Origin of the sequence: Nocardia sp. NPDC059154, from assembly GCF_042755705.1 — a bacterium.
Taxonomy (GTDB): Bacteria; Actinomycetota; Actinomycetes; order Mycobacteriales; family Mycobacteriaceae; genus Nocardia.
Map to the genome: position 1 here is coordinate 1 of NZ_JBHZCS010000112.1, position 20,966 is coordinate 20,966.

Here is a 20,966-nt window from a genome sequence, read left to right on the forward strand (position 1 = left end):
TGTTCGCGGTCTACATGGGGGTGCTGATACCCGCGCTGCTGATCGCCGGTCCGGCCTCGGATGCGCTGGGGCGGCGCCGGATTCTGCTGCCCGCGGCGTGGGCGGTGGCGCAGCTGGTGGGTTACGGCAGACCCGAACGGGCCCTGGACTTCACGGGATTCCCGCTGCTGGCGGTGGGCCTGGCACTGCTGGCGGTCGCGGGAGCGGTCTCCTCGCTGCCGTTGCTGCTGTTCGCGACGGTGCTGGCCGGGGCCGGTCACGGCCTGGTGTTCCTGTCGGGATTGACCGCGATCAATGCGGCCGCGCCGGCCGATCGGCACGCCGATGTGCTGTCGACCTATTTCGTGATGGCCTACTGCGGCAGTGGCGGCCCGGTCATCGGTGTCGGGCTGCTGGCGGGCGCGACCGGTTTGCTGGCTGCGGTGCAGATCTTCGCGGCGGTGGTGGCGGTGCTGTGTGTGGTGCGGCTGGTGGCGCGGGTCGCGGTCGAGGCGCGACGCTAGCGGGAGGGCGGATGCGACGGCGCTCACGTCGGGTTGCCGATCGTGGCGGGCGGGTGTTTACTTCTGGTCGCAAGGTGCCGTCGTTAGCTGAGGCTCCTTCACGGATACAGGCCGGCGATCCCGAACGTCGAGAGACGCCCCGGATCAGGACAGGTTTCCCCGAGCTAAGGGGATACCCCGACCGGCTCCCGCCACCCGTGGCGGGTTCACGCCGTGGAGTGCTGAAGGTCTTACGAGGGGTGGTACTCGTACCGGCGATTTCGCGCCGGTCCCACTCCCCCTGGCATGCGTACGTGTGGCGTCGAGGAGGTGGTGGTCGTGCCCGATGGACCGGATCGAGTTCCGTTAGCCAATCGTTCACTCGGTGTCACTCCTGCAATCTCCCGGCCGCTACCCCTACCCCGGTAGCGTCCGAGTCCGGAGTGCGCCGTCATCCGCTGGGAGATCGAGATGACCATGTGGGAAATGCTGCTGCGGCTCGGCACGGGTGTCGGGTTGGGCGCGGTGATCGGGTTCGAGCGTCAGTTCCGGGCCCGGATGGCCGGACTGCGCACGAATTCGCTGGTCGCCGCCGGGGCGACCCTGTTCGTGCTGCTGTCCGCGCACGGCTTCAACGGCGCCTCGGCGGATCCGACTCGTGTTGCGGCGCAGATCGTTTCGGGTATCGGCTTCCTGGGCGCGGGTGTGATCCTGCGCGACGGGTTCAATATCCGCGGCCTGAACACCGCCGCGACGCTGTGGTGCGCGGCGGCGGTGGGAGCGCTCGCGGGTGCGGGCATGTATTCGACCGCGGTGGCGGGCACGGTGGCGGTGGTGGTGGTCAATACCGCGCTGCGCACGGTGGCGCGCACGGTGGATCGCCCCGGTGTCGACGAAGTCGAGGCCCAGGAGGCGTTGTACGCCTTCCACGCCGACACCGACGACGCGCACGAGGCGCATGTGCGGGCGCTGCTGGTGCAGTCGCTGACGCGCACCGATTTCCGGCTGGTGTCGATCTCGAGCCACGACACCTCCCCGGGCCGGGTGCAGGTGCGGGCGGAGTTGACCGGTGACCGCCGCGACGACCGGCAGATGGAGGCCGCCGTGAGCCGGTTGAGCCTGGAGCCGTCGGTGACCAGCGTCGGGTGGCGCACGGTGCCGCTCCGGGCGGAGGCCGAGGAGTGAACGCCGCGCTGCGGTCGTATCCGTCGCGCGGGGTGCTGGATCGGCCGCGGTCGCGGTGGGCGGATGCGGCGGTGTTCGCCGCGGCGGCGATCCTGATCTGGCTGATCGTGCAGGTGTCGGCCGGCATGCGCGTGCCGTTCAACGAAAGCACCGCTCCGGCAACGGTTTCCACCGATCCTGGCGAGCTGCCCTATTATGCGGCGCGGTCGCTGCTGCGGATGTTCCTGGCGTTGGGCGCCTCGATCCTGTTCACCTTCGTCTATGCGACGGCGGCGGCGCGGTTGCCGCGGGCGGAGAAGGTGCTGCTGCCGGCGCTGGACATTCTGCAGTCGGTGCCGATCTGCGGCTGCCGCGCCGGTTGTGGTGGCGGCGGCTGATCCTGCCCGCGATCTTTCCCAGCTTCGTGACCGGTGCGATCACCGCGGCGGGCGGGGCGTGGAATGCCGCGATCGTCGCCGAGATCGTGAAGTTCGGTGGCACCACCTTGACCGCGACGGGTCTGGGCGCCTACATCGCCGACGCCACCCGCGACGGCGACTGGCCGCGCATCCTGGTCGGCGTGCTGGCCATGAGCGTGTTCGTCGTCGGGACCAATCGCCTGTTCTGGCGGCGGCTGTACGCGCTGGCGCAGCGCCGCTACTCCCTGTGACGTGGAGGATGTCATGACCGATACCGTTGCCACCGGCCAGGTTCTGATGGATCTGACCGATATCGACATGTCCTTCACCGGGGCGTCCGGGGAGCGGCTCAATGTGCTCGATCAGGTGAATCTGCAGCTGCGCGAGGGCGAGATCGTCGCGTCGCTGGGCCGGTCGGGGTCCGGGAAATCGACGCTGCTGCGGTTGATCGCGGGGCTGCTGGCCCCGACCGGCGGGCAGGTCCGGTACCGGGAGCAGCCGTTGCGGGGCGCGAATCCGGGTGCGGCGCTGGTGTTCCAGTCCTTCGCGCTGATGCCGTGGCTGACGGTGCAGGACAATGTGGAGCTGGGGCTGGCGGCGCGTGGGGTGGCTCCGGCGCAGCCGCGGCAGCGGGCGCTGGACGCGATCGACCGGATCGGGCTGGACGGGTTCGAGACCGCCTATCCCAAGGAACTGTCGGGCGGTATGCGGCAGCGGGTCGGGTTCGCGCGGGCGCTGGTGCTGGAACCGGATCTGCTGCTGATGGACGAGCCGTTCTCGGCGCTGGATGTGCTGACCGCGGAGAATCTGCGCACCGAACTGGTGAATCTGTGGTCCACCGAGGACTTTCCGATGGGGCCGCTACGCCGAGTTGTACGACTACGACACCGATTCCGGCCGCATCACCGCCGATCCCGCCGCCGATCTGCGCGCGTCCTGATTCACACCATTGCCGACGGGATCACCGTGGTCAGGCCGCCGTCGACGAGCAGGTCCTGACCGGTGATGTAGGAGGCGTCCGCGGAGGCCAGGAATGCGACGGCGGCGGCCACCTCGTCGCTGTCGCCGACCCGTCCGAGCGCCACCCGCGCCCCTGCGGCGGCCTGCGCGTCGGCGGAGGCCTCGGCGCGGTAGGCGGGGGTGTCGATGTAGCCGGGGCTGACCGAGTTCACCCGGATCCCGCGGGGCGCCAACTCCGCGGCCAGCGTCCGCGTCAGATTCTGTACCGCCGCCTTCGTCGCCGAGTACAGTGCGGCGCCGGGCGCGCCCCGATACGGGGCGAAGGAGGCGTTGAGGACGATCGCACCTCCGTCGACCAGCAGCGGCAGCATGTGCTGCACGGTGAAGAACGCGGCCTTGAAGTTGATCCCCACCACCCGATCGAATTCGTCGCCGGTGACCGCCGAAACAGGTTGGAACGCACCGATTCCCGCATTCACGAACGCCACATCCAGCCGCCCGAACCGCTCGGACACCACCCGCACCAGCGCCGCGAGATCCTCGGGCTCGGTGGCGTCCCCGGCCACCCCGAGCGCCCGCTCCCCCAGCTCGGCCACCGCGGTGTCCAGCCGGTCCTTGTCACGCCCGGTCACGACCACCCACGCCCCCTCCGCGACGAGCCGCCGCGCGGCGGCCAGCCCCATCCCGCTGCTACCGCCGGTGATGAGCGCGACCTTGTCCTGGAACCGGAACCCGTTGTGTGTCATGGCTTCAGCCTGCCGGGCCGCGCGATGGGTAAACAGTGCGCAGTTATCGTGGGTGTGCCACCACCACCTTGCCGGGCACGGCTCCCGCCGGCACCGCGACAGCGCCGCCGGTGGTGACCGTTCTCAGTCCCTCAGCTCGCAGATGACGACCGGGATCTCGCGGGTGGTCCGCTCCTGGTAGTTCGCGTAGCCCTTGTATGCCGAGGTGATCTGCGGCCACAGTTCGGCTCGCTCGCTGTGATCTGCGGTGTGTGCATGCACTTTTCGCCGCCGGCCGTAGATCACCAGTTCGGCATCGGGGTGCGCCTGGAGGTTGCGGTACCAGTCGGGGTTGCGGTCGTCGCCGCCCTTCGAGGCGACCAGCACGACCCGGTCGGCGTCATGGACCGGAGCGGTCAGGTAGCACGAGCGCGGCAGTCCCGACTTCCGCCCGACCGTGTGCAATTCGACCACCGGCATCCCGAACGGGTTGGCCAGCAGTTTGTTCCCGCTGACGGTGAGGACGACCCGGTGGGCGAGGTTCATCAGTTTGGCCCCACCGTCTTTGAGTGCGTACCTGTTCAACGCCTGCCCCTTGTCCCTGGTGCATTGAAGCCTTCTACGATGGCCGCTAGAGTCGAGTTAGCGCTGCATACATTACCAGAAATGTGAGCAGGGTCAACATTGCCGGGTTGCGGCCCGCGAGCACGACTCGGTGCCGGCGAGCTCAGGCAGGTGGGGCCAGGCGCAGGCAGTGGAGCTGGTCGAGGCGGGCGGCGGTGTCGGTGCCGGCGCGGGGGTTGTAGAGAACCAGGTGGCGGTCGGATTGGCCGGCGAGGGTGAGGGTGGTGGCGTCGAAGTGGAGTGCACCGGCCTCGGGATGTGCCAGCGCGTTGACCGCCTGCTGGGCCGGGCCGACATCGTGGCGGGACCACAGGCGCGCGAATGCCGGGCTGCGGGCAGCGAGGTCGGTGATGACGGAGTCGAAGCCGGGGTCGCCGGGGCAGAGTGCGGAGTCGGCACGGTAGGCGGCCACGACCGCGGGAGCGGCCTCGGACCAGGTCTGTGGCATGGCCAGGTAGCGCGGGTTGGTGAAGTAGGTGACCAGGCAGTTGCCGCCGGGGCCGTCGTAGCCGAAGACGGCGCGGGCGGTGTCGTTGTAGGCCAGCACATTCCAGTAGCGGTCGCGCAGAACGGCCGGGCGGGGATTCCAGGCGTCGAGCAGGTTGCGGGTCTCGACGCTGATGCCGGTGCCGCTGTCGGTGGCGGGGCAGGGCGGGTTGAGGCCGGCCAGGACGTAGAGGTGAGCGCGTTCGGGGGCGGTGAGCTGCAGGGCGGCGGCGACGGCGTCGAGGACGTCGGTGGAGACGGTGATGTCGCGGCCCTGTTCGAGCCAGGTGTACCAGGAGACGCCGACGCCGGCGAGGACGGCGACTTCCTCGCGGCGCAGGCCGGGGGTGCGGCGGCGGCCCGCGGCGGGCAGTCCGACCTGATCGGGGGTGAGGCGGGAGCGCCTGTCGCGCAGGAAATCTCGCAGGTGGTCGCGTCGTCGGCCCGCTGTGTCCATACTTCACGCTAACAATCACGCATGCCCGTTTCGTTCGGGTCCCGGTTAGCATGTGACCGAATTCGGGTCTCGAGGGGGGCGGATGCGGCAGATCCTGGTGGCGGCGATGGTGGCGCTGGCGGTGTCGATCACGGTGACGCCGTTGCTGATCCGAGTGTTCACCCGCCACCGGCTGGGACAGCAGATCCGGGCGGACGGCCCGGCGAGCCATCGGGCCAAGCACGGCACCCCGACCATGGGCGGGCTGGCGATCCTGATCGCCCTGTGGTGCGGGTACGGGGCCGCACATCTGGTGGGGATGTACTACGAGGGGACCGGCACGACCGCGTCGGGGCTGCTGGTGCTGGGGTTGGCGACCGCGCTGGGCGCGGTGGGTTTCCTCGACGATTTCATCAAGCTGTCCCAGCAGCGCAGCCTGGGGCTGACCGCGTCGGGCAAGTATCTCGGGCAGGTCAGTGCCGCTGTGCTTTTCGGGGTGCTGGCCCTGCATTTCCGGGGCGGGTCGGGGCTGACGCCGGGCAGCCGTCAGGTGTCGATCGTGCGCGACATCTCCACGGTCTCGCTGGGGCTGACCGGGTTCCTGCTGGCGGCGATCTTGTTGGTGGTGGCGTGGTCGAACGCGGTCAACATCACCGACGGCCTGGACGGGCTGGCGGCGGGTTCGGTGGGTCTGGCGCTGGGGTCGTATGTGCTGATCACGTTCTGGCAGTACACCCATTCGTGCGCGGTCAAGGCGGTGCCGGGCTGCTACACGGTGCGCGATCCGCTGGATCTGGCGCTGGTGTGCGCGGCCGGGACGGCGGCATGTGTCGGATTCCTGTGGTGGAACGCGGCTCCGGCGAAGATCTTCATGGGTGACACGGGGTCGCTGGCGCTGGGCGGGCTGCTGGCGGGGCTGTCGATCACCACCCGCACCGAGTTGCTGATGGTGGCGGTGGGCGCGTTGTTCGTGGCCGAGATCCTGTCGGTGCTGTTGCAGATCGTCATGTTCCGCACCACCCGCACGCGGCTGTTCAAGATGGCCCCGTTCCATCACCATTTCGAGCTGATCGGGTGGCCGGAAACGACGGTCATCATCCGGTTCTGGCTGCTGGCCGCGATCGCCTCGGCCACCGGATTGATCGCCTTCTACGGTGAGCACCTCACCACCACCGGCTCCCGGCTGCCCTGAGACCCGGAAATGCCGTGTGGCCCACCCGGAAGCGTTTCCGGATGGGCCACACGGGTTTTCGGGTCAGTGCACGACGGCGGGCACGTCGGCCGCGGCGGGCACGGCCGGTTTGGCGCGGGGCAGGAAGAACGCCGGGATCAAGGTGGCCGCCAGCAGGCACAGCGCCACCACGAAGGTGTGGGCGAAGGCGCGCGCGGCGAGGTCGAAGCCCTCGCCGAGCAGGGTGTGCGGCAGCTGCGCGAGCTGGCCGTTGTAGCGCGACCCGATGGCCGCGTTGGCCAGCGACGGGTCGGGGGCGCCCGGGGGCAGCTGCACGCCCTTGCCGCCCAGGGTGTCGCCCCGGTTGAGCAGGCTGGTCAGCACCACGGAAATGGTTGCGGTGCCGATGGATCCGGCGGTCTGGTTGACGATGTTCATCAGCGTCGACCCGCGCGCGACCTCACTGTGGGTCAGCGTCTGGATGGCGGCGGTCATGGTCGGCATCATGGTGCAGCCCATGCCCAGACCCATCACGAACAGCACCCCGCACAGCAGCGTATAGGGGGTGTCGGCCTTGACCTGGGTCAGGAACGCCATGGACACCGCCATCACGGTGATACCGGTGAGCACGATCTTGCCGGGCCCGATCTTGTCGACCAGCCGGCCCGCGATCGGCATGGTGAGCATGGCGCCCAGGCCCTGCGGGGCGATGAGCAGACCGGCGGCCAGGGTCGATTCCCCGCGCACCTGCTGCAGATACGACGGCAGCAGCAGACCGGAACCGAAGAACGCCATGGCGAACAGGGTCATGGTCATCACCGCGAAGCGCAGCGACTTGTTCGTGAACAGCCGCAGTTCGATCAGCGGGTGCTCGGTGCGCAGGGCGTGGAAGACGAACCCGATCAGCAGCGCCAGGCCGACGATCGCGGGGATGAGCACCTTGGCCGATTTGACGGTGCCCTCACCGGGAATCGAGGACACGCCGTAGAGGAAGGCGGCCAGACCGGGTGAGGCCAGCAGCATGCCCAGGAAGTCGAAGCTCTGCGAGGGTTCGGGGTTGTCGCGCGGGAAGACGACGAACGCCAGGATCAGCGCGATGATGCCGATGGGCAGGTTGATCAGGAAGATCCAGTGCCAGCTGAAGGATTCGATCAGCCAGCCGCCGAGGATCGGGCCGCCGATCGGGCCCAGCAGCATCGGCACGCCCAGCACGGCCATGACGCGGCCGATGCGCTGCGGGCCCGCGGCGTGGGTCATGATCGTCATGCCCAGCGGCATGAGCATGCCGCCGCCCAGGCCCTGGATGACGCGGAAGGCGATGAGGGACTCGATGTTCCAGGCCGTCGAACACAGCACCGAGCCGAGCACGAAGAACACCAGCGCCATCATGTAGAGGCGTTTGGTGCCGAAGCGGTCGGCGGCCCAGCCGGTGAGCGGGATGACGGTCGCCAGGGCGAGGGTGTAGCCGGTCATCGACCAGGCGGCGATGGCGTAGGTGGTCTCGAAGTCGTGCTGGAAGGTGGGGATCGCTACGGTCACGACGGTCACGTCGAGGATCGACATGATGGCGCCGAGCACCACGACACCGGCGATTTTGAAAACGCCGATGTCCAGTTTGTCGTCGGCGGAATCGGCCGCCACGGTATCCGGAGGGGTGGTCACCGGTTCAGCCTGCCAGCCGGTCGGTTACGAAACCAGCACATATTGATATCGGCGTTTCGGCGGCATCCGGGCAGCATCGTCATCACGTCTCATTCCGGCGGCGGCGGCCGGCCGTCGTCATTGTCGTAGAAGTTCTCCGCGGCCGCGTCGGCGGCGGCCTCGGCCCGCATCTCGAACTCGGAGGGGTCACCCGGATCCGGTTCGCGCACATTGCTTCTGCCCTCGGAATCGGTGGGATCGACGGGGATGTGATCGGTGCTCACGAGTGGTCCTCTCTGCAGCGCGATGGTCGCCAGGAGCCGGATCACCCGATCATACCGAGCCGTAGCAAATGTCCAGCGATCTCTCGGCGCCCCGGATGGGCCCCTCGGCGCGCGTACGCTGGCGTTCTCGAGCGATCCAGTCGAGGAGTTCATTCGCAATGACCGACCCGGTAGTGGGCCTGACCGGTACGCTGACCTCGCCGATCCGGGGCAAGGGACTCCTCGGTGAGGTGCAGGTCGCTATTCGAGGGGGAACCGAGCTCTACATCGCCCGCGCCGAGGAGCCGTTGCCGGCCGGCGCGACCGTGCTCGTCGTGGCCGTGCATCCGGGGCGCATCGTCGATGTTGTTGCGTGGATTCCCCTTCCGGGCGATCGATAGATCGAGAACTTCTTTCCACGAATAAGGGAGACAGCGATGCTCGGGTACCACGTTCCGGCGCCGGACCAGGCGATGCTGGTCAGCGGCGGCCGCGGCGGCAAGGACAACGCACCGTTCCGGGTGATCATCGGGCACGGCGCATGGGTGGTGCCGTTGTTCCGCAAGGTGCGGTATCTGTCGCTGGCCATGTTCGAGGCCGAGATCGGCGAACGCTGCGTCACCAAGCAGGCCATCCAGCTCGATGTGCGGGCGGTGATCGCGTTCAAGGTCGCCAACGACACCCAGTCGATCGTCAATGCGGCACAACGGTTCCTGTCCGAGCAGGAGCGCGAGATGAGCGTGCTGACCGGGCGCATCTTCTCCGGGCATCTGCGCTCGATCGTGGGCTCGATGACGGTGGAGGAGATCATCCGCGAGCGCCAGAAACTGGCCGACGAGGTGCTGGTGGCCTCCAAGGTGGAGATGAGCAATATCGGACTGTGGGTGGACTCGTTCCAGATCCAGCACATCGACGACGGCAACCTCGGCTACATCGCGGCCCTGGCCGCCCCGCACAATGCCGCGGTCAAGCGTGACGCGCAGATCGCGCAGGCCTCGGCCGCGCAGCTGGCGGCCCAGGCCGAGCAGGAGTCCCAGCGCAAGCAGGCCGAGTATCAGCGCGAGACCGCGATCCTCAAGGCGCAGTACCAGCGCGATATCGACAAGGCCAATGCCGAAGCGGCGCAGGCGGGTCCGCTCGCGCAGGCCACCGCCCTGCAGGAGGTGCTCTCCGCGCAGGCCGAGCAGGCGCGCAAGCAGGCCGAGCTGCGCGAGCAGCAGTTGCAGGCCGAGGTGGTGAAACCGGCTCGGGCAGAGGCGGATCGGGTGCGGATCCTGGCCGAGGCCGAGGCCGATCGCACCCGCATCCAGGCCGAGGCGGCGGCGTCGAACAACCGGATCGCGCTGGATCAGCTGCTGATCGAGCAGTTGCCCGAGATCGTCAAGCAGGCGTCGGTGGGCTTGTCGAAGGCGAATCTGACCGTGCTCAACGGTCCCGACGGCGTCTCGGAGATCGTGAACGGCATGGTGGGCCAGGGGCTGACGGTCTTCAATTCGTTGCAAAAGGCACTTTCCTCCAACAATGACCAGCCCGCGGACTAGAGTGACCGCCAGAGGGACGCGGCGACGAGGAGCGGGTGTTTAGGTGTCCATCGGGAAATTGGTGTCGTTCGACAGTTCTCGGGGTTTCGGATTCATCCGTCCGGAAGACGGTGGTCCGGATGTGTTCGTGCACGTCAACGACATCGGGCTGGACGAGGACGAGTTGCGCCAGGGGCGGGTGTTCGAATTCGATGTGACCGAGGGTGATCGGGGTCCCAAGGCGATCAACCTGGCGGTGGTGCCGGGGCAGTCGGCCCCGGTGCGGCACGCCAAGGGCAAGGACCATCGCGGGTCGGGGCAGATGAGTGCGGCCGAGCATCGCCGGCTGATCACCGAGTTGCTGCTGGATGCCTCGCCGCAGCTGACCGCGGCGGAGATCATCACCATTCGCGACCGGCTCACCGCCTTCGCCGATCAGCACGGGTGGATCGAGAACTGACCGGTTCGCATTACGATCGGTCTCGGGTCCACCGCGAACCGAGGAGGTCGTGTGCAACTGCCCATCATGCCACCGGTCAAACCGATGCTGGCCAAATCGGTCTCGGAGCTGCCCCGTGACCCGGGGTTGCTGTTCGAACCGAAATGGGACGGCTTCCGCTGCATCGTCTTCCGCGACGGCGACGAGATCGAACTGGGTTCCCGCAACGACCGGCCCCTGACCCGGTACTTCCCCGAACTGGTGGAACTACTGGGTCGGGCGCTGCCGGACAAGTGCGTGGTGGACGGGGAGATCGTGGTCGTCACCGAGAACGGCCTGGATTTCGACACGCTGCAGAACCGGCTGCATCCGGCGGCCTCGCGGGTGAAGAAGCTGGCGGTGGAGACACCGGCCAGCTTCGTCGGCTTCGACCTGCTGGCGCTGGGCGAGCAGGATCTGACCGATCGGCCCTTCGCCGAGCGGCGGCGGATCCTGGAAACCGTGCTCGACGGGCAGGTCCCGGGCACGCATCTGACGCCGATGACCGAGGACCCGCAGGTGGCGGCGGACTGGTTCACCAGGTTCGAGGGCGCGGGGTTCGACGGGGTGATGGCCAAGGCGGCGGATCTGCCGTACCTGCAGGACAAGCGGGTGATGCTCAAGATCAAGCACGAGCGGACCGCCGACTGCGTGGTGGCCGGGTTCCGCTGGCACAAGGACGGGCAGGGGGTGGGGTCGCTGCTGCTGGGGTTGTTCGACGACGAGGGGAATCTGCATCACGTCGGGGTGGCGTCGAGTTTCACCGCGGCGCGGCGCAAGGAGCTGGTGGGTGAGCTGGAACCGTTGCGCGAGAACGCGCTCGAACAGCATCCGTGGCGGTCGTGGGCCGATGCGGCGGCACAGGCCAAGGCGGACGGGAAGATGCCGGGCGGGGTGAGCCGCTGGACCGGCGGCAAGGATCTGTCGTGGGAGGCGCTGCGCCCGGAGCTGGTGGCCGAGGTGCGCTACGAGCACGTGATGGCGGGCCGGCTGCGCCACGGTGGCCGGCTGGTGCGGTTCCGCACCGACCGCACCCCCGAATCGTGCACCTACGCCCAGCTCGACGAGGTGGCCCCCGCCGAGCTGGCCGACATCTTCGCCGACGCCAGGAACGCGAAAGGGACTGCGCGGTGAGCGATTCGGTGGAGCTCGAAGTGGCCGGGCATACGGTCGGCGTCTCCAATCCGGGCAAGGTGTACTTCTCCAAGCGTGGGGAGACCAAGCTGGATCTGGTGAATTACTATCTGGCCGTTGCCGATCCGATCATGCGGACCATCGGCGGGCGGCCGGTGCTGCTGGAACGGTATCCGGACGGAGCCTCGGGGAAGTCCTGGTTCCAGAAGCGGGTGCCGAAGTCGGTGCCGGACTGGTTGCAGACCACGGTGGTGTCGACGCCGAACGGCACCACCAGCGACGCGCTGGTCGCGGTCGATATGGCGCACATCGTGTGGGCGGTGAACCTGGGCTGCCTGGGTTTCCACGTCTGGCCGACCCATGCCGGCGCCGAGGCCGCCTCCACGTTTCCCCCGGTCATGGACGCGGCCGGCACTGTCCTGCCGCCGACCGGTGTGACCGATGAGTTGCGTATCGATCTGGACCCCTCCCCCGGTATCGGTTTCGACGATCTGCGTGCGGCCGCCTTCGCCACCCGCGAGCTGTGCACCGAACTGGGCATCGATGTGCGTGTGAAGACCTCCGGCTCGCGCGGTCTGCACCTGTACGCGCTGCTGCAACCGCAGTGGGACGGCTATCAGGTCCGTGCCGCGGCGGTCGCGCTGGCCCGCGAGCTCGAGCGCCGCCACCCCGACCGCATCACGGCCGCCTGGTGGAAGGAAGAGCGCGGTTCGCGGGTGTTCGTCGATTTCAACCAGAATGCCCCGCACAAAACGGTTTTCGGTGCCTGGTGTGTCCGCCCGAAGGTCGGCGCGCAGGTGTCCACCCCGATTTCGTGGGAGGCGCTGGAGGCGATCGTCCCCGACGAACTGACCATCGCGACGGTCCCGGCCCGGGTCGCCGAACTGGGTGACCCGTGGGCCGATCGTGTCCCCCAGTCCCTGGAACCACTGCTGGAGATGTCGGAGAAGGACATGGCCGCAGGGTTGATGGACGCGCCCTGGCCGCCGGTCTATCCGAAGATGCCCAACGAGCCGCCGCGCGTGCAGCCGAGCAAGGCCCGCAAGGACACCGCCGAATAGCGGTGTGCTGGTAGCACTCTCACCGCACAGCCCCCGACGAGCCGCACTCGCCGGGGGCTGTGCGGTTGTGAGATGTCTCCTGGTAGCGGACGGCGAGTTGTGGCGTTACCGTCATCGGCGACAACGCCGACGACTCGGGCTATATCTGGAATGTCGTGCTGTCCGAACAGTTTCCGACACACCACCGACAGGCAGGGGCATTCGATGGACAGCAATATCGAACGCGTGGCGTGGGACCACCCGGCCGCCGCCGCGTACCTGAGTGCGGCCGGTGATGCCGCGGCCCTGCTGGGCACGGCGAAGGATCACGCGCACACCGTGGCCGGTATGGACCTGTCCGGGCTGGGGACCCTCGGCAACGGCTTCGCCGCGGCCTGGGCGGCGGCCTGGACCACCCACGGCGGTCACCTGCAGGCCGCGTCGGCGCTCACCGGCGCCTACGGCCAGGCCATCACCACGTGGGGGACCGTGCTCGGCGCGGTGGACACCGAGTCCGCGGCCAGGATTGCGGGCGCCGCCCCCGGCACCGACGAGATCCAGGCGTAGGCCCGTCGGAGGATCAGGGGGACAACCGATATGCAGACCGGCATTCAGGGCGGAGACCTCACCGCGGTGGAGGAACCCGCGCTGGTCACAGCCCTGGTCGCGCCGCTGGTGCAACTGCGCGCGGCCCTGGGCGACGGGACCCGCCCCGGCGGGACGGCCCTGGCGGCGCTGGCGGCGGTGCCGGGCACCGTGCGCGCGGCCGTGGACGCCCACCGCGGCGGGATCACGCCGCTGGCGTCCACCGAGACCGCCGCGGCGGCGGTGCCCGTCCTGAAACGAACGGGCGATGAGGTGGGTGCCCTGGCCGACGTAGCAGAAACCCTTGCGCCGCTGTTGACCTCGGCCTACGCCACCCGGGACAAGGCCGCCGCGGACCTGGACGCCCTCATCGCCGATTTCCGGGCGCAGGCCACGCCGCTGGTGAAAGCCGCACGCTCGCAAGCGGATCTGGACTCGGTGGTGAGCCTGGCCGCGGACTACGTGCGCGACGGGCTGAGCGTGGCCGAGGCCGCCGACGGCGGCATGGACACCCTCACGGCCCGGATCACCACCATCGACCAGGCCGGGGTCACCGTGCCCACCGGCCTGCGGATCGACCACGACATCACCACACAGCGCGACGGACAGGCGGGCACGATCTCATGAATTTGTTCGGCGACCTGCCCGGCTTCGCAGGCGGGCCGATCGTGCCCCTGCCCGGTACCGCGGACCCGGTACCCACCCCCGGCCCCGACCTCGACGCGGACCCGCCCGAGACCGAGGACTTCGAGGTCACCGGCGATATCCGCGATCACAGCTGGGACGAGCTGCCGACCGCGCGGCCCGGCCACCGGACCACGCTGTGGGGCGATCCCGAGCAGGCCGCGGCCCTGCAGGGCCCGCTGGCGGCCACCGATCCTGTGCTCGGGGCCGACACCACCACCGAGGCCGGCACCGCGCGCATCGACACGCACACCACCTACCACGAGATCGAAAAGCATTCCGCCGCCGAGTATTCGGTGACTCTCACCATCCAGATCAAGGCTCAGCCATGACCGACCCTGACGTTCCGGTGTTCACCACCACCAGCAGCAACCGCACCATCACCGTGACCGCCACCGACGCCGGCCAGATCATCGAACTCCGTTTCGAGGCCGCCGAATACGGCCGCGGTGCCGCCGCCCTGGCCGCCGAGATCGTGCGCCTGGCCCAGCGCTGCACCCTGCTGGCCCGCGCCCGCCGCCGCGAAGCCCTGGCCGCCTTCGGCCTGGCCGACGTACTCCTGGACCGCCTGGGCCTGCCCGACCCCCACACCGTCGCCGCCGAACTCGCCCGCCTGGACGCCCCCACCGCCGACACCACCCCGCACAGCTGGGTGCGTGCCCTATGAGCGCCGACATGCAAGCCCTCATCGCCCAGGTCGGCGACCAACTCGAAGCCCTCACCCTCGCCGCCGACGGCCTGGCCCGGGTCACCGGCCACGCCACCGGCCTGCACGGCACCATCACCGCCGAGGTAGCCGGCGACGGCACCCTGACCGCCCTGACACTGGCCGAGTCCATCACCGCCCACCCACCCGAGCAGGCCGCCGCCGCCATCCTGGCCACCATCACCGCAGCCACGACCGCCGCCGCCCGCCACCGCGCCGACCTGCTGGCCCACCTCAGCGGCATCCTCACCTAGGCCGTGTTTTGAAAGTGGGTGGTGTGGAGGGGTGCCGTGAAGCGGCACTCCGACGCACTTGGGCTGGAAAAGGTTGTCCGCGTTGGTAAATGGGTGAGGTCTCCGGTAGAGGGTTGATCGACCAAGATCCAACTTCACACCGGAGACCTCGTGGCCAGCGTAGCGGTGACGGGGCGCGCGGACCTGACCGACGCCCAATGGGCGCGGCTGGTGCCGCTGCTGCCCCGCGGTAAGAAGGCGGGCCGCCCGCCCAAACGAACCAAACGCCAACTCCTCGACGGGATTCGGTGGCGAATCCGATGCGGGGCACCGTGGCGGGATGTGCCCGACCGATACGGGCCGTGGCAGACGATCTATGGGCTGTTCCGCCGCTGGCAGCGCGCCGGAGTGTGGGCGTATCTGTTCAAAGCGGTGCAGGCCTTCGCCGACGCCGAAGGCCGTATCACCTGGGATATCAGCGTCGATTCCACCATCGCCCGCGCGCATCAGCACGCTGCTGGCGCTCGCCGCGACGGCCACCAGCAGGCCGAACCGCCAGGCGGGGTGGAGGACGAGCCCGACGATCATGCTCTCGGGCGTTCGCGTGGTGGCTGGACCACCAAGATCCATCTGGCCTGTGAGCAGGCCCGCAAGACACTGTCGCTGGTGGTCACCGCCGGCCAGCGCGGTGACAGTCCGCAGTTCACCGCCGTGCTCGACGGCATCGCCGTGCCCCGGCTCGGCCCCGGGCGGGCACGCACCCGTCCGGACACCGTGCGCGCCGACAATGCCTACAGTTCCGCCGCCAACCGCGCTCAACTGCGTAAACGCGGAATCAAAGCGACGATACCGATCAAGAAGGACCAGGCCGCCCACCGGAAGAACAAAGGCTCGGCCGGTGGCCGTCCGTACGTATTCGATGCCGAGGACTACAAGTTGCGCCATGCCGTGGAGTGCGGGATCAACCTGCTCAAGCAGAAACGTGCTGTGGCAACCAGATACGAAAAACTCGCGGTCCGCTACCTGGCCACCATCCGCATCGCCGCCATCGACCACTGGCTATGACCAGAGTGGGCGGGCGAACGCCCACCCACACCCACTTTCAAAACACGGCCTAGCCGTCCCGGCTGCCGTCCCCGAACAGCGCAAGCTGACGCGACGAAGCGACCGATCCCCCGATCTTGCGCAGACACCGGGCACAGGTCACCTCCGCCCGGGTCGGTTCCAGCGCAGTCGGCGACCACCCGGCAACACCGGTGTGGCACAACAGCTCCGGAACCTCCTCGCCCTCGACCCAGTGCCCGAGACTGACCGCGTGCACGGTACGCCCGGACCGCACGACGGCGTGCACACCCGGGTCGCCGAACACCGCCCGCGCGGCGGAGGCTAGAGGAGCGATATCGGTCATACGCCCACACGATAGGTCTGGTCACCGACAAACAGAGGCCCGGCTCCGGCCGTGAGCAACACGGAATTGGGTACCCAGGTCACCGCGGTCGCGGTCGTGCCGTCCCGGACAGAATCGTCACGGTGGTCAGAGGGCGGCCAGGCAGGCTCGGGCAACCTCGACATCCTGGTCGGCGGTGCCGCCGGAGACGCCGACCGCGCCGATGACTCGACCCTCGGGGTCGGTGATGGGGAGACCTCCACCGAAGGAGATCAGGCCACCATTGCTCCATTCGATGCCGTAGATCGGGCCGTCGGGACGGGAGATCTCACCCAGCGTCGCCGTGGCCATGCGAAAGAGTAGGGAAGTCTTGGCCTTTCGCTGGGCCAGGTCGATACAGCCGAGCAGGGCGTCTTCTTTGCGACTGAAGTGCAGCAGGTGTCCGGCCTGATCGACGACGGCGATATTCATGGCGACATCGATGGTGGCGGCAGCTTTGTGACCCGCGGTGGCCAGGCGGGCCGCGGTGTCCATGGAGAGCATTGTCATGCCAATCAGACTCGGCTCGGCGACCGGAGAGAGCCAGGGGGCGTTGTGGCAGGGAATGGCGTGCCTGGGGATGACACCACCAGGGACCGGACGGTCGGCGGTGTCAGACTGGAGCGCGTGAGCGAGCTCGGCGAATTCCTGAAGGCCAAGCGGGCGGCCGTGTCTCCCGGTGAGGTCGGGCTGCCGGCGGTGGGCAATCCGCGTCGAGTACCCGGGTTGCGCCGCGAGGAGGTCGCGCTGCTGGCCTCGGTCAGCGTCGATCATTACACCCGCCTGGAGCAGGGTCGGGTCTCGGCGGCCTCGGAGAACCTGCTGGCGGGGATCGCACGGGCGTTGCGGCTCACGCCGGAGGAACACGAATACTTGCGCATGCTGGTGCAGCCACGGCCGCGACGGGGGCGGGCCGCCGAGCCCGAAGTCGGTGCGCCGCTACGAGATCTGCTCGCGGCCCTCGCGGCCCCCGCGCTGGTGTTGGGTCCACGCTCCGACATTCTGGCGTGGAATGCCGGAGCGGCCGCGCTCTTCTTGGACTTCGCCGAGATACCCCCGCCTCAGCGGGCCCTGGTGCGCATGGTTTTTCTGGAACCTCGGATGCGCGGACTGTTCATGCACTGGGACCAGGTTGCCGCCGAGGCCGTCGACCGTTTGCGGATGGCCGCCGCGCGCACGCCCGGCGATCCATGGCTTGCGCGTCTGGTTGGGGAGTTGTCGGTGCGCGACGCGGACTTCCGGCGCTGGTGGGCCGGGCACGGCGTGCGTACGCTGGCGGGCGGCCGCAAGTGGTTGCGGCATCCGGTGGTCGGTGATTTGGAACTGGATTGGCAAGTGCTGCAGGTACTTACGGCATCTGATCAGACACTGGTCACCTATACCGCGCCCGAGGGGTCGCCGAGTCACGAGGCCCTGCGAATCCTGTGCTCCTGGAACGCCGATGCGCCGGCATATCGCCCGGGCGTGATCGACCTCCAGCACTGACCCGGGCAAACCTCTACCAGACGCCCGCGTTTCGGCCTGGGACGAGCACACTGGTGTCCCGCTTGGCCAACTCGGGCGGTGCATCGTGCGCGGAAAGTTGCTCAACAGCTTGATGGATCGGCTCGCAGACTCCTAAATTCGCCGCCTCGTTCAGCGAGTGAGGCGGACCAGCGCGAGTCTGGCTGGTGGGTCCGGGTTGCGGCTTGTCCGACGGGTTGGAGCGGTCGCGCTGCAGTCAGTAGTCGTCCGGCCCCGCTGTTAGAACTGCCCGGCGAGAAACCCGCTGAACAGCACCAGGAACCCGCCGACCTCACCCACGATCAGTAACCCCATCGAGATTCGAGTGCCGAGCTTGTCCGTCTGCCCATGAAACTGATTCGTGGTATCGCGCCGCCACCCGTGATAGATGTACGCCGCGATCGCGGCGACGAAGAAGAACAGAATCACCACATCGGCAGTCAGGTTCACCGCCGTCGGCCAGGAACTCAGCTCGGTGAATACCGCGAGCAGCAGCGTCGCGAACGAGTACAGCAGCGTAGCCCGATGCGCGATATCGACATACACATGCGCGCTCGCATCCGGAGAAGCGCTGACCTGCTGGTACTTCCACACCCCGAGCAGCAGCGCCAGAACGAACAGCAACCCTGCCGCCACCAACGTAACCCGGGTATCGATCCCGAGGTCGATACTCACCGCCGCCGCCTCGACCTGCCCCGCCATCTTGCCCCTCCGTGACGTCGGATATCAGGCCAGAACTATAACGTGTTGCAGAATGGGGCGACAACCATTGGCCGCGTGCAGCATCCGAGCATCGGTGACCGGCAACCCGTCCAGCTCCGCGCACCCTCGCGGGGTCAGCTTGTGCGCCGGCAGGTCGTAGGGCTGCTGCCGTGCCTGCGCGCGAGCATGTACGACCCACGGTATCGGGGCTCGACCGGATCATCCGCGCCGAGATCAGATACTCGCACGCCAGCCGGAACAACAGCGTCGGTGAATCGTGCTCCATCGCGCGCCCAACGGGAACTCGGCCCGGATACCGACGCGACGGGCCAGGGCGACAGCGTGGTCGTAGACCCCGGCGGTAACACTGCCCGAGGGACAGAGACGCGGGGCTGCCGGGATGCCGGTGGCGGATGCGATCTGGACCCCCGATGGTGTTGTGTCGTAGGACTTTTCGCTGCGCGCGCCTGCTCACGCGGCGCCGGCGGTGGGCTGCTCGATGTCGAGGGCGGGTTCGCGGGCGGCGCGCAGGATGAGGTGGAGCAGGGCCACGACGAGGGTTTGGTCGAGGGGGCTCCAGGTCAGGGACATGCGATTGTGGACGAAGCCGACGGAGATGCCGGAGCGGGGGTCGGTCCAGCCGGTGGAGCCGAAGGCGCCGACGTGGCCGTAGCCGCGGGGTGCCCGCGCGGCGGGGAGGCTGTGATAGCCCAGGTGCCAGAACGGGACCAGCAGGCTGTGGTCGAGGCGGTAGGTGCGGATGCGTTCGAGTTCGCGGACGGTCGGGGTGGACAGGTAGGGGCGGCCGTCGACGTATCCGTCGCAGGCCAGGGCGCTGTACATTTTCGCCAGCGCCGCGGCGGTGCAGACGGCGTTGCCGGCGGGCAGGGCGGTGTCGAGGATGGCGGGGTCGTCGCCGCGGAAGATGGATTCCAGGCCGGGCACGTAGATCGACGAGAGCGGGGCGCGCAGCAGGCGGGGCAGGCGCGGGACGGCGGCGGCGACGGGGGCCGGAATGCTGCGTTCGGCAAGGGTTTTCAGGGAGCCGACGAGATGGGCGGGCCGGGTGCGGGACCCGGCGGGCGGGCGGCCCAGGTGGATGCCGTCCACACCGAGGGGGTCGGCGACCTCGCTGCGATAGAGCTGGGTCATGTCGCGGCCGGTGACGGCGCGGGCCAGCCCGCTCATGAGCCAGCCGATGGTGAGGGCGTGGTAGATCGGTGTGCCCAGCAGGTCATCGGGTTTCGCGGCGGCCAGGCGTGCTTCCATGAGTTCGTGGTCGAGGACCTCGCCGGGGGTGGCGGCGGGCAGCGCCGACAGGCCGGCGCGGTGGCTGAGCAGTTCGGTGACGGTGATGCGAGCCTTGCCGTTGGCGGCGAACTCGGGCCAGTATTCGGCGACGGGCGCGGAGTAGTCGAGCAGGCCGCGGTCGGCCAGCCGCGCCAGCACGGTCGCCGAGACACCCTTGGACGCGGAGTAGACCATGGCGCCGGTGTCGGCGGTCCAGGGCGTGCCGTGGGCATCGGCCGCGCCGGCCCAGACATCGACGACCGGTTCGCCGTGCTGATACACCGCCAGTGCGCCGCCATTGCCGCGGCGGTCGGCGAAGACGCGGGCGAAAGTCTTGATGGCGGAGCCGAATCGGGGTTCGGCGGTGCCGTGCACCCCGGTGGGCAGTCCGGCAGCGGCGGCGGAGCTGGAGGTCGTCATCGATCCACGGTAGCGGCGCGGAGACCACCCCGACAAGATGTGTCTGGGACAATTTTCCGGCGTGGTGGAGAGTTCGAATGTCGGTGCCGTCTGCCACAGTGACGGTCATGGATCCGGTGACCTTCCCCGACGCCGCCGCCTTCGACGCCTGGCTCGAAGCCAATCACGCACGCCCGGAAGGGGTTTGGATCCGCATGGCCAAGAAGGGCTCGGGTATCGCCACCCTCACCGAGGACGAGGCGGTCGATGTCGGACTGTGCTGGGGCTGGATCTCCGGGCAGCGCAAGGCCTCCGACGCCGACTACTACCTGCAGAAGTATGTGCCGCGCCGCCCGCGCAGCCACTGGTCGCAGGTCAATGTCGACAAGGTCGCCCGACTCACCGCCGCCGGGCGCATGCGCGCGCCGGGACTCGCCGAGGTCGAAGCGGCCCGCGCGGACGGGCGGTGGGCCGCGGCCTACCCGTCGCAGGCGAACTTCACGGTGCCGCCGGATCTGGCTGCCGCACTGGCCGATCGGCCCCGCGCCCGGCAGGTATTCGACGCCCTGGACCGGACCCGCCAGTATGCGATCGTGCTGGAGTTGCTGCGGACGAGAACCGCGAAAACCCGCGCTTCCCGCCTCGACAAGGCGCTAGAGACCCTCGAATCACACTGAAACCCACCGATTCCGGGTGCCCGGGCCGTATCGGGCACGCGGAATCGGTTCGTGCCAGGTTCAGTTCAGTCGTTCGGCCAGCAGCGGCGCGAGGGTGCGCAGCACCTCGAGGTAGTCCCCGCCGACGACCTGCGGCGCGACATGGTTCGCGCCGGCGTGCACGTGTTCGGCGAGCCGGTCGGCGATCTGGGCGGCGTTGCCGTGCGCGACGACCGCGT

27 protein-coding genes, 2 pseudogenes and 1 riboswitch are annotated in these 20,966 nt (G+C 68.8%); of the genes and pseudogenes, 19 read left to right on the top strand and 10 right to left on the bottom strand.

Features of this window, described 5'->3' with window-relative positions; all coding sequences use genetic code 11:
- From ACFXN1_RS48185 to ACFXN1_RS48205, 5 genes and pseudogenes are all read left to right on the top strand, one after another.
- Window positions 1-503: pseudogene (locus ACFXN1_RS48185) on the top strand (MFS transporter); the annotation flags it as partial.
- A 72-nt stretch (window positions 504-575) separates the two neighbouring features.
- Window positions 576-751: riboswitch (M-box (ykoK) riboswitch) on the top strand.
- 202 nt (window positions 752-953) lie between these two features.
- Window positions 954-1,667 carry an MgtC/SapB family protein gene (locus tag ACFXN1_RS48190; protein WP_379403938.1) on the top strand — a complete coding sequence of 238 codons (714 nt, stop codon included), beginning with the start codon at window positions 954-956 and terminating at the stop codon, window positions 1,665-1,667.
- Entirely contained in the window at window positions 1,664-2,044 is a 381-nt protein-coding gene (locus tag ACFXN1_RS48195; RefSeq protein ID WP_379439028.1) for a hypothetical protein, read from the top strand. Before ACFXN1_RS48190 ends, ACFXN1_RS48195 begins: the two co-directional genes overlap by 4 nt.
- Before the next feature lie 26 nt (window positions 2,045-2,070).
- Complete coding sequence (locus ACFXN1_RS48200) at window positions 2,071-2,316, top strand: hypothetical protein (RefSeq protein ID WP_379439030.1); 246 nt, start codon at window positions 2,071-2,073, stop codon at window positions 2,314-2,316.
- Window positions 2,317-2,329: 13 nt separating this feature from the next.
- The gene (locus ACFXN1_RS48205) at window positions 2,330-3,064 is read left to right on the top strand and encodes an ABC transporter ATP-binding protein (protein WP_379439032.1); all 735 of its coding nucleotides are present in this window, start codon (window positions 2,330-2,332) and stop codon (window positions 3,062-3,064) included.
- On the opposite strand, the gene ACFXN1_RS48210 is transcribed toward ACFXN1_RS48205, so the two are convergent.
- The 3 genes from ACFXN1_RS48210 to ACFXN1_RS48220 all read right to left on the bottom strand — a co-directional run bounded on the left by ACFXN1_RS48210 (window position 3,007) and on the right by ACFXN1_RS48220 (window position 5,317).
- Window positions 3,007-3,771 (bottom strand): SDR family NAD(P)-dependent oxidoreductase, encoded by a 765-nt coding sequence (locus ACFXN1_RS48210; protein WP_379439034.1) that lies wholly within the window; start codon window positions 3,769-3,771, stop codon window positions 3,007-3,009. The two genes, ACFXN1_RS48205 and ACFXN1_RS48210, sit on opposite strands and share 58 nt — an antisense overlap.
- A 123-nt stretch (window positions 3,772-3,894) precedes the next feature.
- Entirely contained in the window at window positions 3,895-4,335 is a 441-nt protein-coding gene (locus ACFXN1_RS48215) for a nitroreductase family deazaflavin-dependent oxidoreductase (protein WP_379403941.1), read from the bottom strand.
- A 142-nt stretch (window positions 4,336-4,477) separates the two neighbouring features.
- A complete protein-coding gene (locus ACFXN1_RS48220) occupies window positions 4,478-5,317 on the bottom strand; it encodes a helix-turn-helix transcriptional regulator (RefSeq protein ID WP_379439036.1) in 840 nt (279 codons plus the stop codon).
- An 82-nt stretch (window positions 5,318-5,399) separates the two neighbouring features.
- On the opposite strand from ACFXN1_RS48220, the gene mraY reads away from it, so the two are divergent.
- On the top strand, window positions 5,400-6,488 hold the full coding sequence (mraY, locus tag ACFXN1_RS48225) for a phospho-N-acetylmuramoyl-pentapeptide-transferase (protein ID WP_379439037.1): 1,089 nt from the start codon (window positions 5,400-5,402) through the stop codon (window positions 6,486-6,488).
- A gap of 63 nt (window positions 6,489-6,551) precedes the next feature.
- On the opposite strand, the gene ACFXN1_RS48230 is transcribed toward mraY, so the two are convergent.
- Together ACFXN1_RS48230 and ACFXN1_RS48235 are read right to left on the bottom strand one after the other, a co-directional pair.
- Window positions 6,552-8,129, bottom strand: a complete 1,578-nt coding sequence (locus ACFXN1_RS48230) for a DHA2 family efflux MFS transporter permease subunit (protein WP_379439039.1) — start codon at window positions 8,127-8,129, stop codon at window positions 6,552-6,554.
- 89 nt (window positions 8,130-8,218) lie between these two features.
- Window positions 8,219-8,392, bottom strand: coding sequence for a hypothetical protein (locus ACFXN1_RS48235; RefSeq protein ID WP_379439040.1), 174 nt, complete (start codon window positions 8,390-8,392; stop codon window positions 8,219-8,221).
- A 158-nt stretch (window positions 8,393-8,550) separates the two neighbouring features.
- Between ACFXN1_RS48235 and ACFXN1_RS48240 the strand changes: the two genes are divergently transcribed.
- The 11 genes from ACFXN1_RS48240 to ACFXN1_RS48290 all read left to right on the top strand — a co-directional run bounded on the left by ACFXN1_RS48240 (window position 8,551) and on the right by ACFXN1_RS48290 (window position 15,816).
- Window positions 8,551-8,772: a hypothetical protein gene (locus tag ACFXN1_RS48240; RefSeq protein WP_364611276.1), complete on the top strand. Its 222-nt coding sequence runs from the start codon at window positions 8,551-8,553 to the stop codon at window positions 8,770-8,772.
- A gap of 36 nt (window positions 8,773-8,808) precedes the next feature.
- Window positions 8,809-9,912 carry an SPFH domain-containing protein gene (locus ACFXN1_RS48245; RefSeq protein ID WP_379403946.1) on the top strand — a complete coding sequence of 368 codons (1,104 nt, stop codon included), beginning with the start codon at window positions 8,809-8,811 and terminating at the stop codon, window positions 9,910-9,912.
- A gap of 43 nt (window positions 9,913-9,955) precedes the next feature.
- On the top strand, window positions 9,956-10,351 hold the full coding sequence (locus tag ACFXN1_RS48250; RefSeq protein ID WP_040863830.1) for a cold-shock protein: 396 nt from the start codon (window positions 9,956-9,958) through the stop codon (window positions 10,349-10,351).
- Window positions 10,352-10,402: 51 nt separating this feature from the next.
- On the top strand, window positions 10,403-11,503 hold the full coding sequence (locus ACFXN1_RS48255) for an ATP-dependent DNA ligase (RefSeq protein WP_379439042.1): 1,101 nt from the start codon (window positions 10,403-10,405) through the stop codon (window positions 11,501-11,503).
- Window positions 11,500-12,564 (top strand): DNA polymerase domain-containing protein, encoded by a 1,065-nt coding sequence (locus ACFXN1_RS48260; RefSeq protein ID WP_379439043.1) that lies wholly within the window; start codon window positions 11,500-11,502, stop codon window positions 12,562-12,564. Before ACFXN1_RS48255 ends, ACFXN1_RS48260 begins: the two co-directional genes overlap by 4 nt.
- A gap of 204 nt (window positions 12,565-12,768) precedes the next feature.
- Complete coding sequence (locus ACFXN1_RS48265) at window positions 12,769-13,110, top strand: hypothetical protein (protein WP_379439045.1); 342 nt, start codon at window positions 12,769-12,771, stop codon at window positions 13,108-13,110.
- Between the two features lie 30 nt (window positions 13,111-13,140).
- Window positions 13,141-13,755: a hypothetical protein gene (locus ACFXN1_RS48270; RefSeq protein ID WP_379439046.1), complete on the top strand. Its 615-nt coding sequence runs from the start codon at window positions 13,141-13,143 to the stop codon at window positions 13,753-13,755.
- Window positions 13,752-14,144 (top strand): hypothetical protein, encoded by a 393-nt coding sequence (locus tag ACFXN1_RS48275; protein ID WP_379439048.1) that lies wholly within the window; start codon window positions 13,752-13,754, stop codon window positions 14,142-14,144. The genes ACFXN1_RS48270 and ACFXN1_RS48275 overlap by 4 nt, the downstream gene beginning before the upstream one ends.
- Window positions 14,141-14,479: a hypothetical protein gene (locus ACFXN1_RS48280; protein WP_354833076.1), complete on the top strand. Its 339-nt coding sequence runs from the start codon at window positions 14,141-14,143 to the stop codon at window positions 14,477-14,479. Before ACFXN1_RS48275 ends, ACFXN1_RS48280 begins: the two co-directional genes overlap by 4 nt.
- Window positions 14,476-14,772, top strand: coding sequence for a YbaB/EbfC family DNA-binding protein (locus ACFXN1_RS48285; RefSeq protein WP_379439049.1), 297 nt, complete (start codon window positions 14,476-14,478; stop codon window positions 14,770-14,772). Before ACFXN1_RS48280 ends, ACFXN1_RS48285 begins: the two co-directional genes overlap by 4 nt.
- A gap of 165 nt (window positions 14,773-14,937) precedes the next feature.
- Window positions 14,938-15,816 carry an IS5 family transposase gene (locus tag ACFXN1_RS48290; RefSeq protein WP_379439063.1) on the top strand — a complete coding sequence of 293 codons (879 nt, stop codon included), beginning with the start codon at window positions 14,938-14,940 and terminating at the stop codon, window positions 15,814-15,816.
- A gap of 49 nt (window positions 15,817-15,865) precedes the next feature.
- Here ACFXN1_RS48290 and ACFXN1_RS48295 read toward each other — a convergent pair whose 3' ends face one another.
- Entirely contained in the window at window positions 15,866-16,159 is a 294-nt protein-coding gene (locus ACFXN1_RS48295; RefSeq protein ID WP_379403953.1) for a hypothetical protein, read from the bottom strand.
- A 126-nt stretch (window positions 16,160-16,285) separates the two neighbouring features.
- On the bottom strand, window positions 16,286-16,687 hold the full coding sequence (locus ACFXN1_RS48300) for a heme-binding protein (protein WP_379439051.1): 402 nt from the start codon (window positions 16,685-16,687) through the stop codon (window positions 16,286-16,288).
- Window positions 16,688-16,804: 117 nt separating this feature from the next.
- On the opposite strand from ACFXN1_RS48300, the gene ACFXN1_RS48305 reads away from it, so the two are divergent.
- Window positions 16,805-17,662 carry a helix-turn-helix domain-containing protein gene (locus ACFXN1_RS48305; protein ID WP_379439053.1) on the top strand — a complete coding sequence of 286 codons (858 nt, stop codon included), beginning with the start codon at window positions 16,805-16,807 and terminating at the stop codon, window positions 17,660-17,662.
- Window positions 17,663-17,920: 258 nt separating this feature from the next.
- Here ACFXN1_RS48305 and ACFXN1_RS48310 read toward each other — a convergent pair whose 3' ends face one another.
- The 3 genes and pseudogenes from ACFXN1_RS48310 to ACFXN1_RS48320 form a co-directional block, all read right to left on the bottom strand.
- On the bottom strand, window positions 17,921-18,382 hold the full coding sequence (locus tag ACFXN1_RS48310) for a hypothetical protein (RefSeq protein ID WP_379403957.1): 462 nt from the start codon (window positions 18,380-18,382) through the stop codon (window positions 17,921-17,923).
- A 90-nt stretch (window positions 18,383-18,472) separates the two neighbouring features.
- Window positions 18,473-18,680: pseudogene (locus ACFXN1_RS48315) on the bottom strand (hypothetical protein); the annotation flags it as partial.
- Between the two features lie 173 nt (window positions 18,681-18,853).
- Window positions 18,854-20,092: a serine hydrolase domain-containing protein gene (locus ACFXN1_RS48320; protein ID WP_379439054.1), complete on the bottom strand. Its 1,239-nt coding sequence runs from the start codon at window positions 20,090-20,092 to the stop codon at window positions 18,854-18,856.
- Between the two features lie 77 nt (window positions 20,093-20,169).
- On the opposite strand from ACFXN1_RS48320, the gene ACFXN1_RS48325 reads away from it, so the two are divergent.
- Window positions 20,170-20,748 carry a YdeI family protein gene (locus ACFXN1_RS48325; RefSeq protein WP_379439056.1) on the top strand — a complete coding sequence of 193 codons (579 nt, stop codon included), beginning with the start codon at window positions 20,170-20,172 and terminating at the stop codon, window positions 20,746-20,748.
- Window positions 20,749-20,966: the final 218 nt, after the last annotated feature.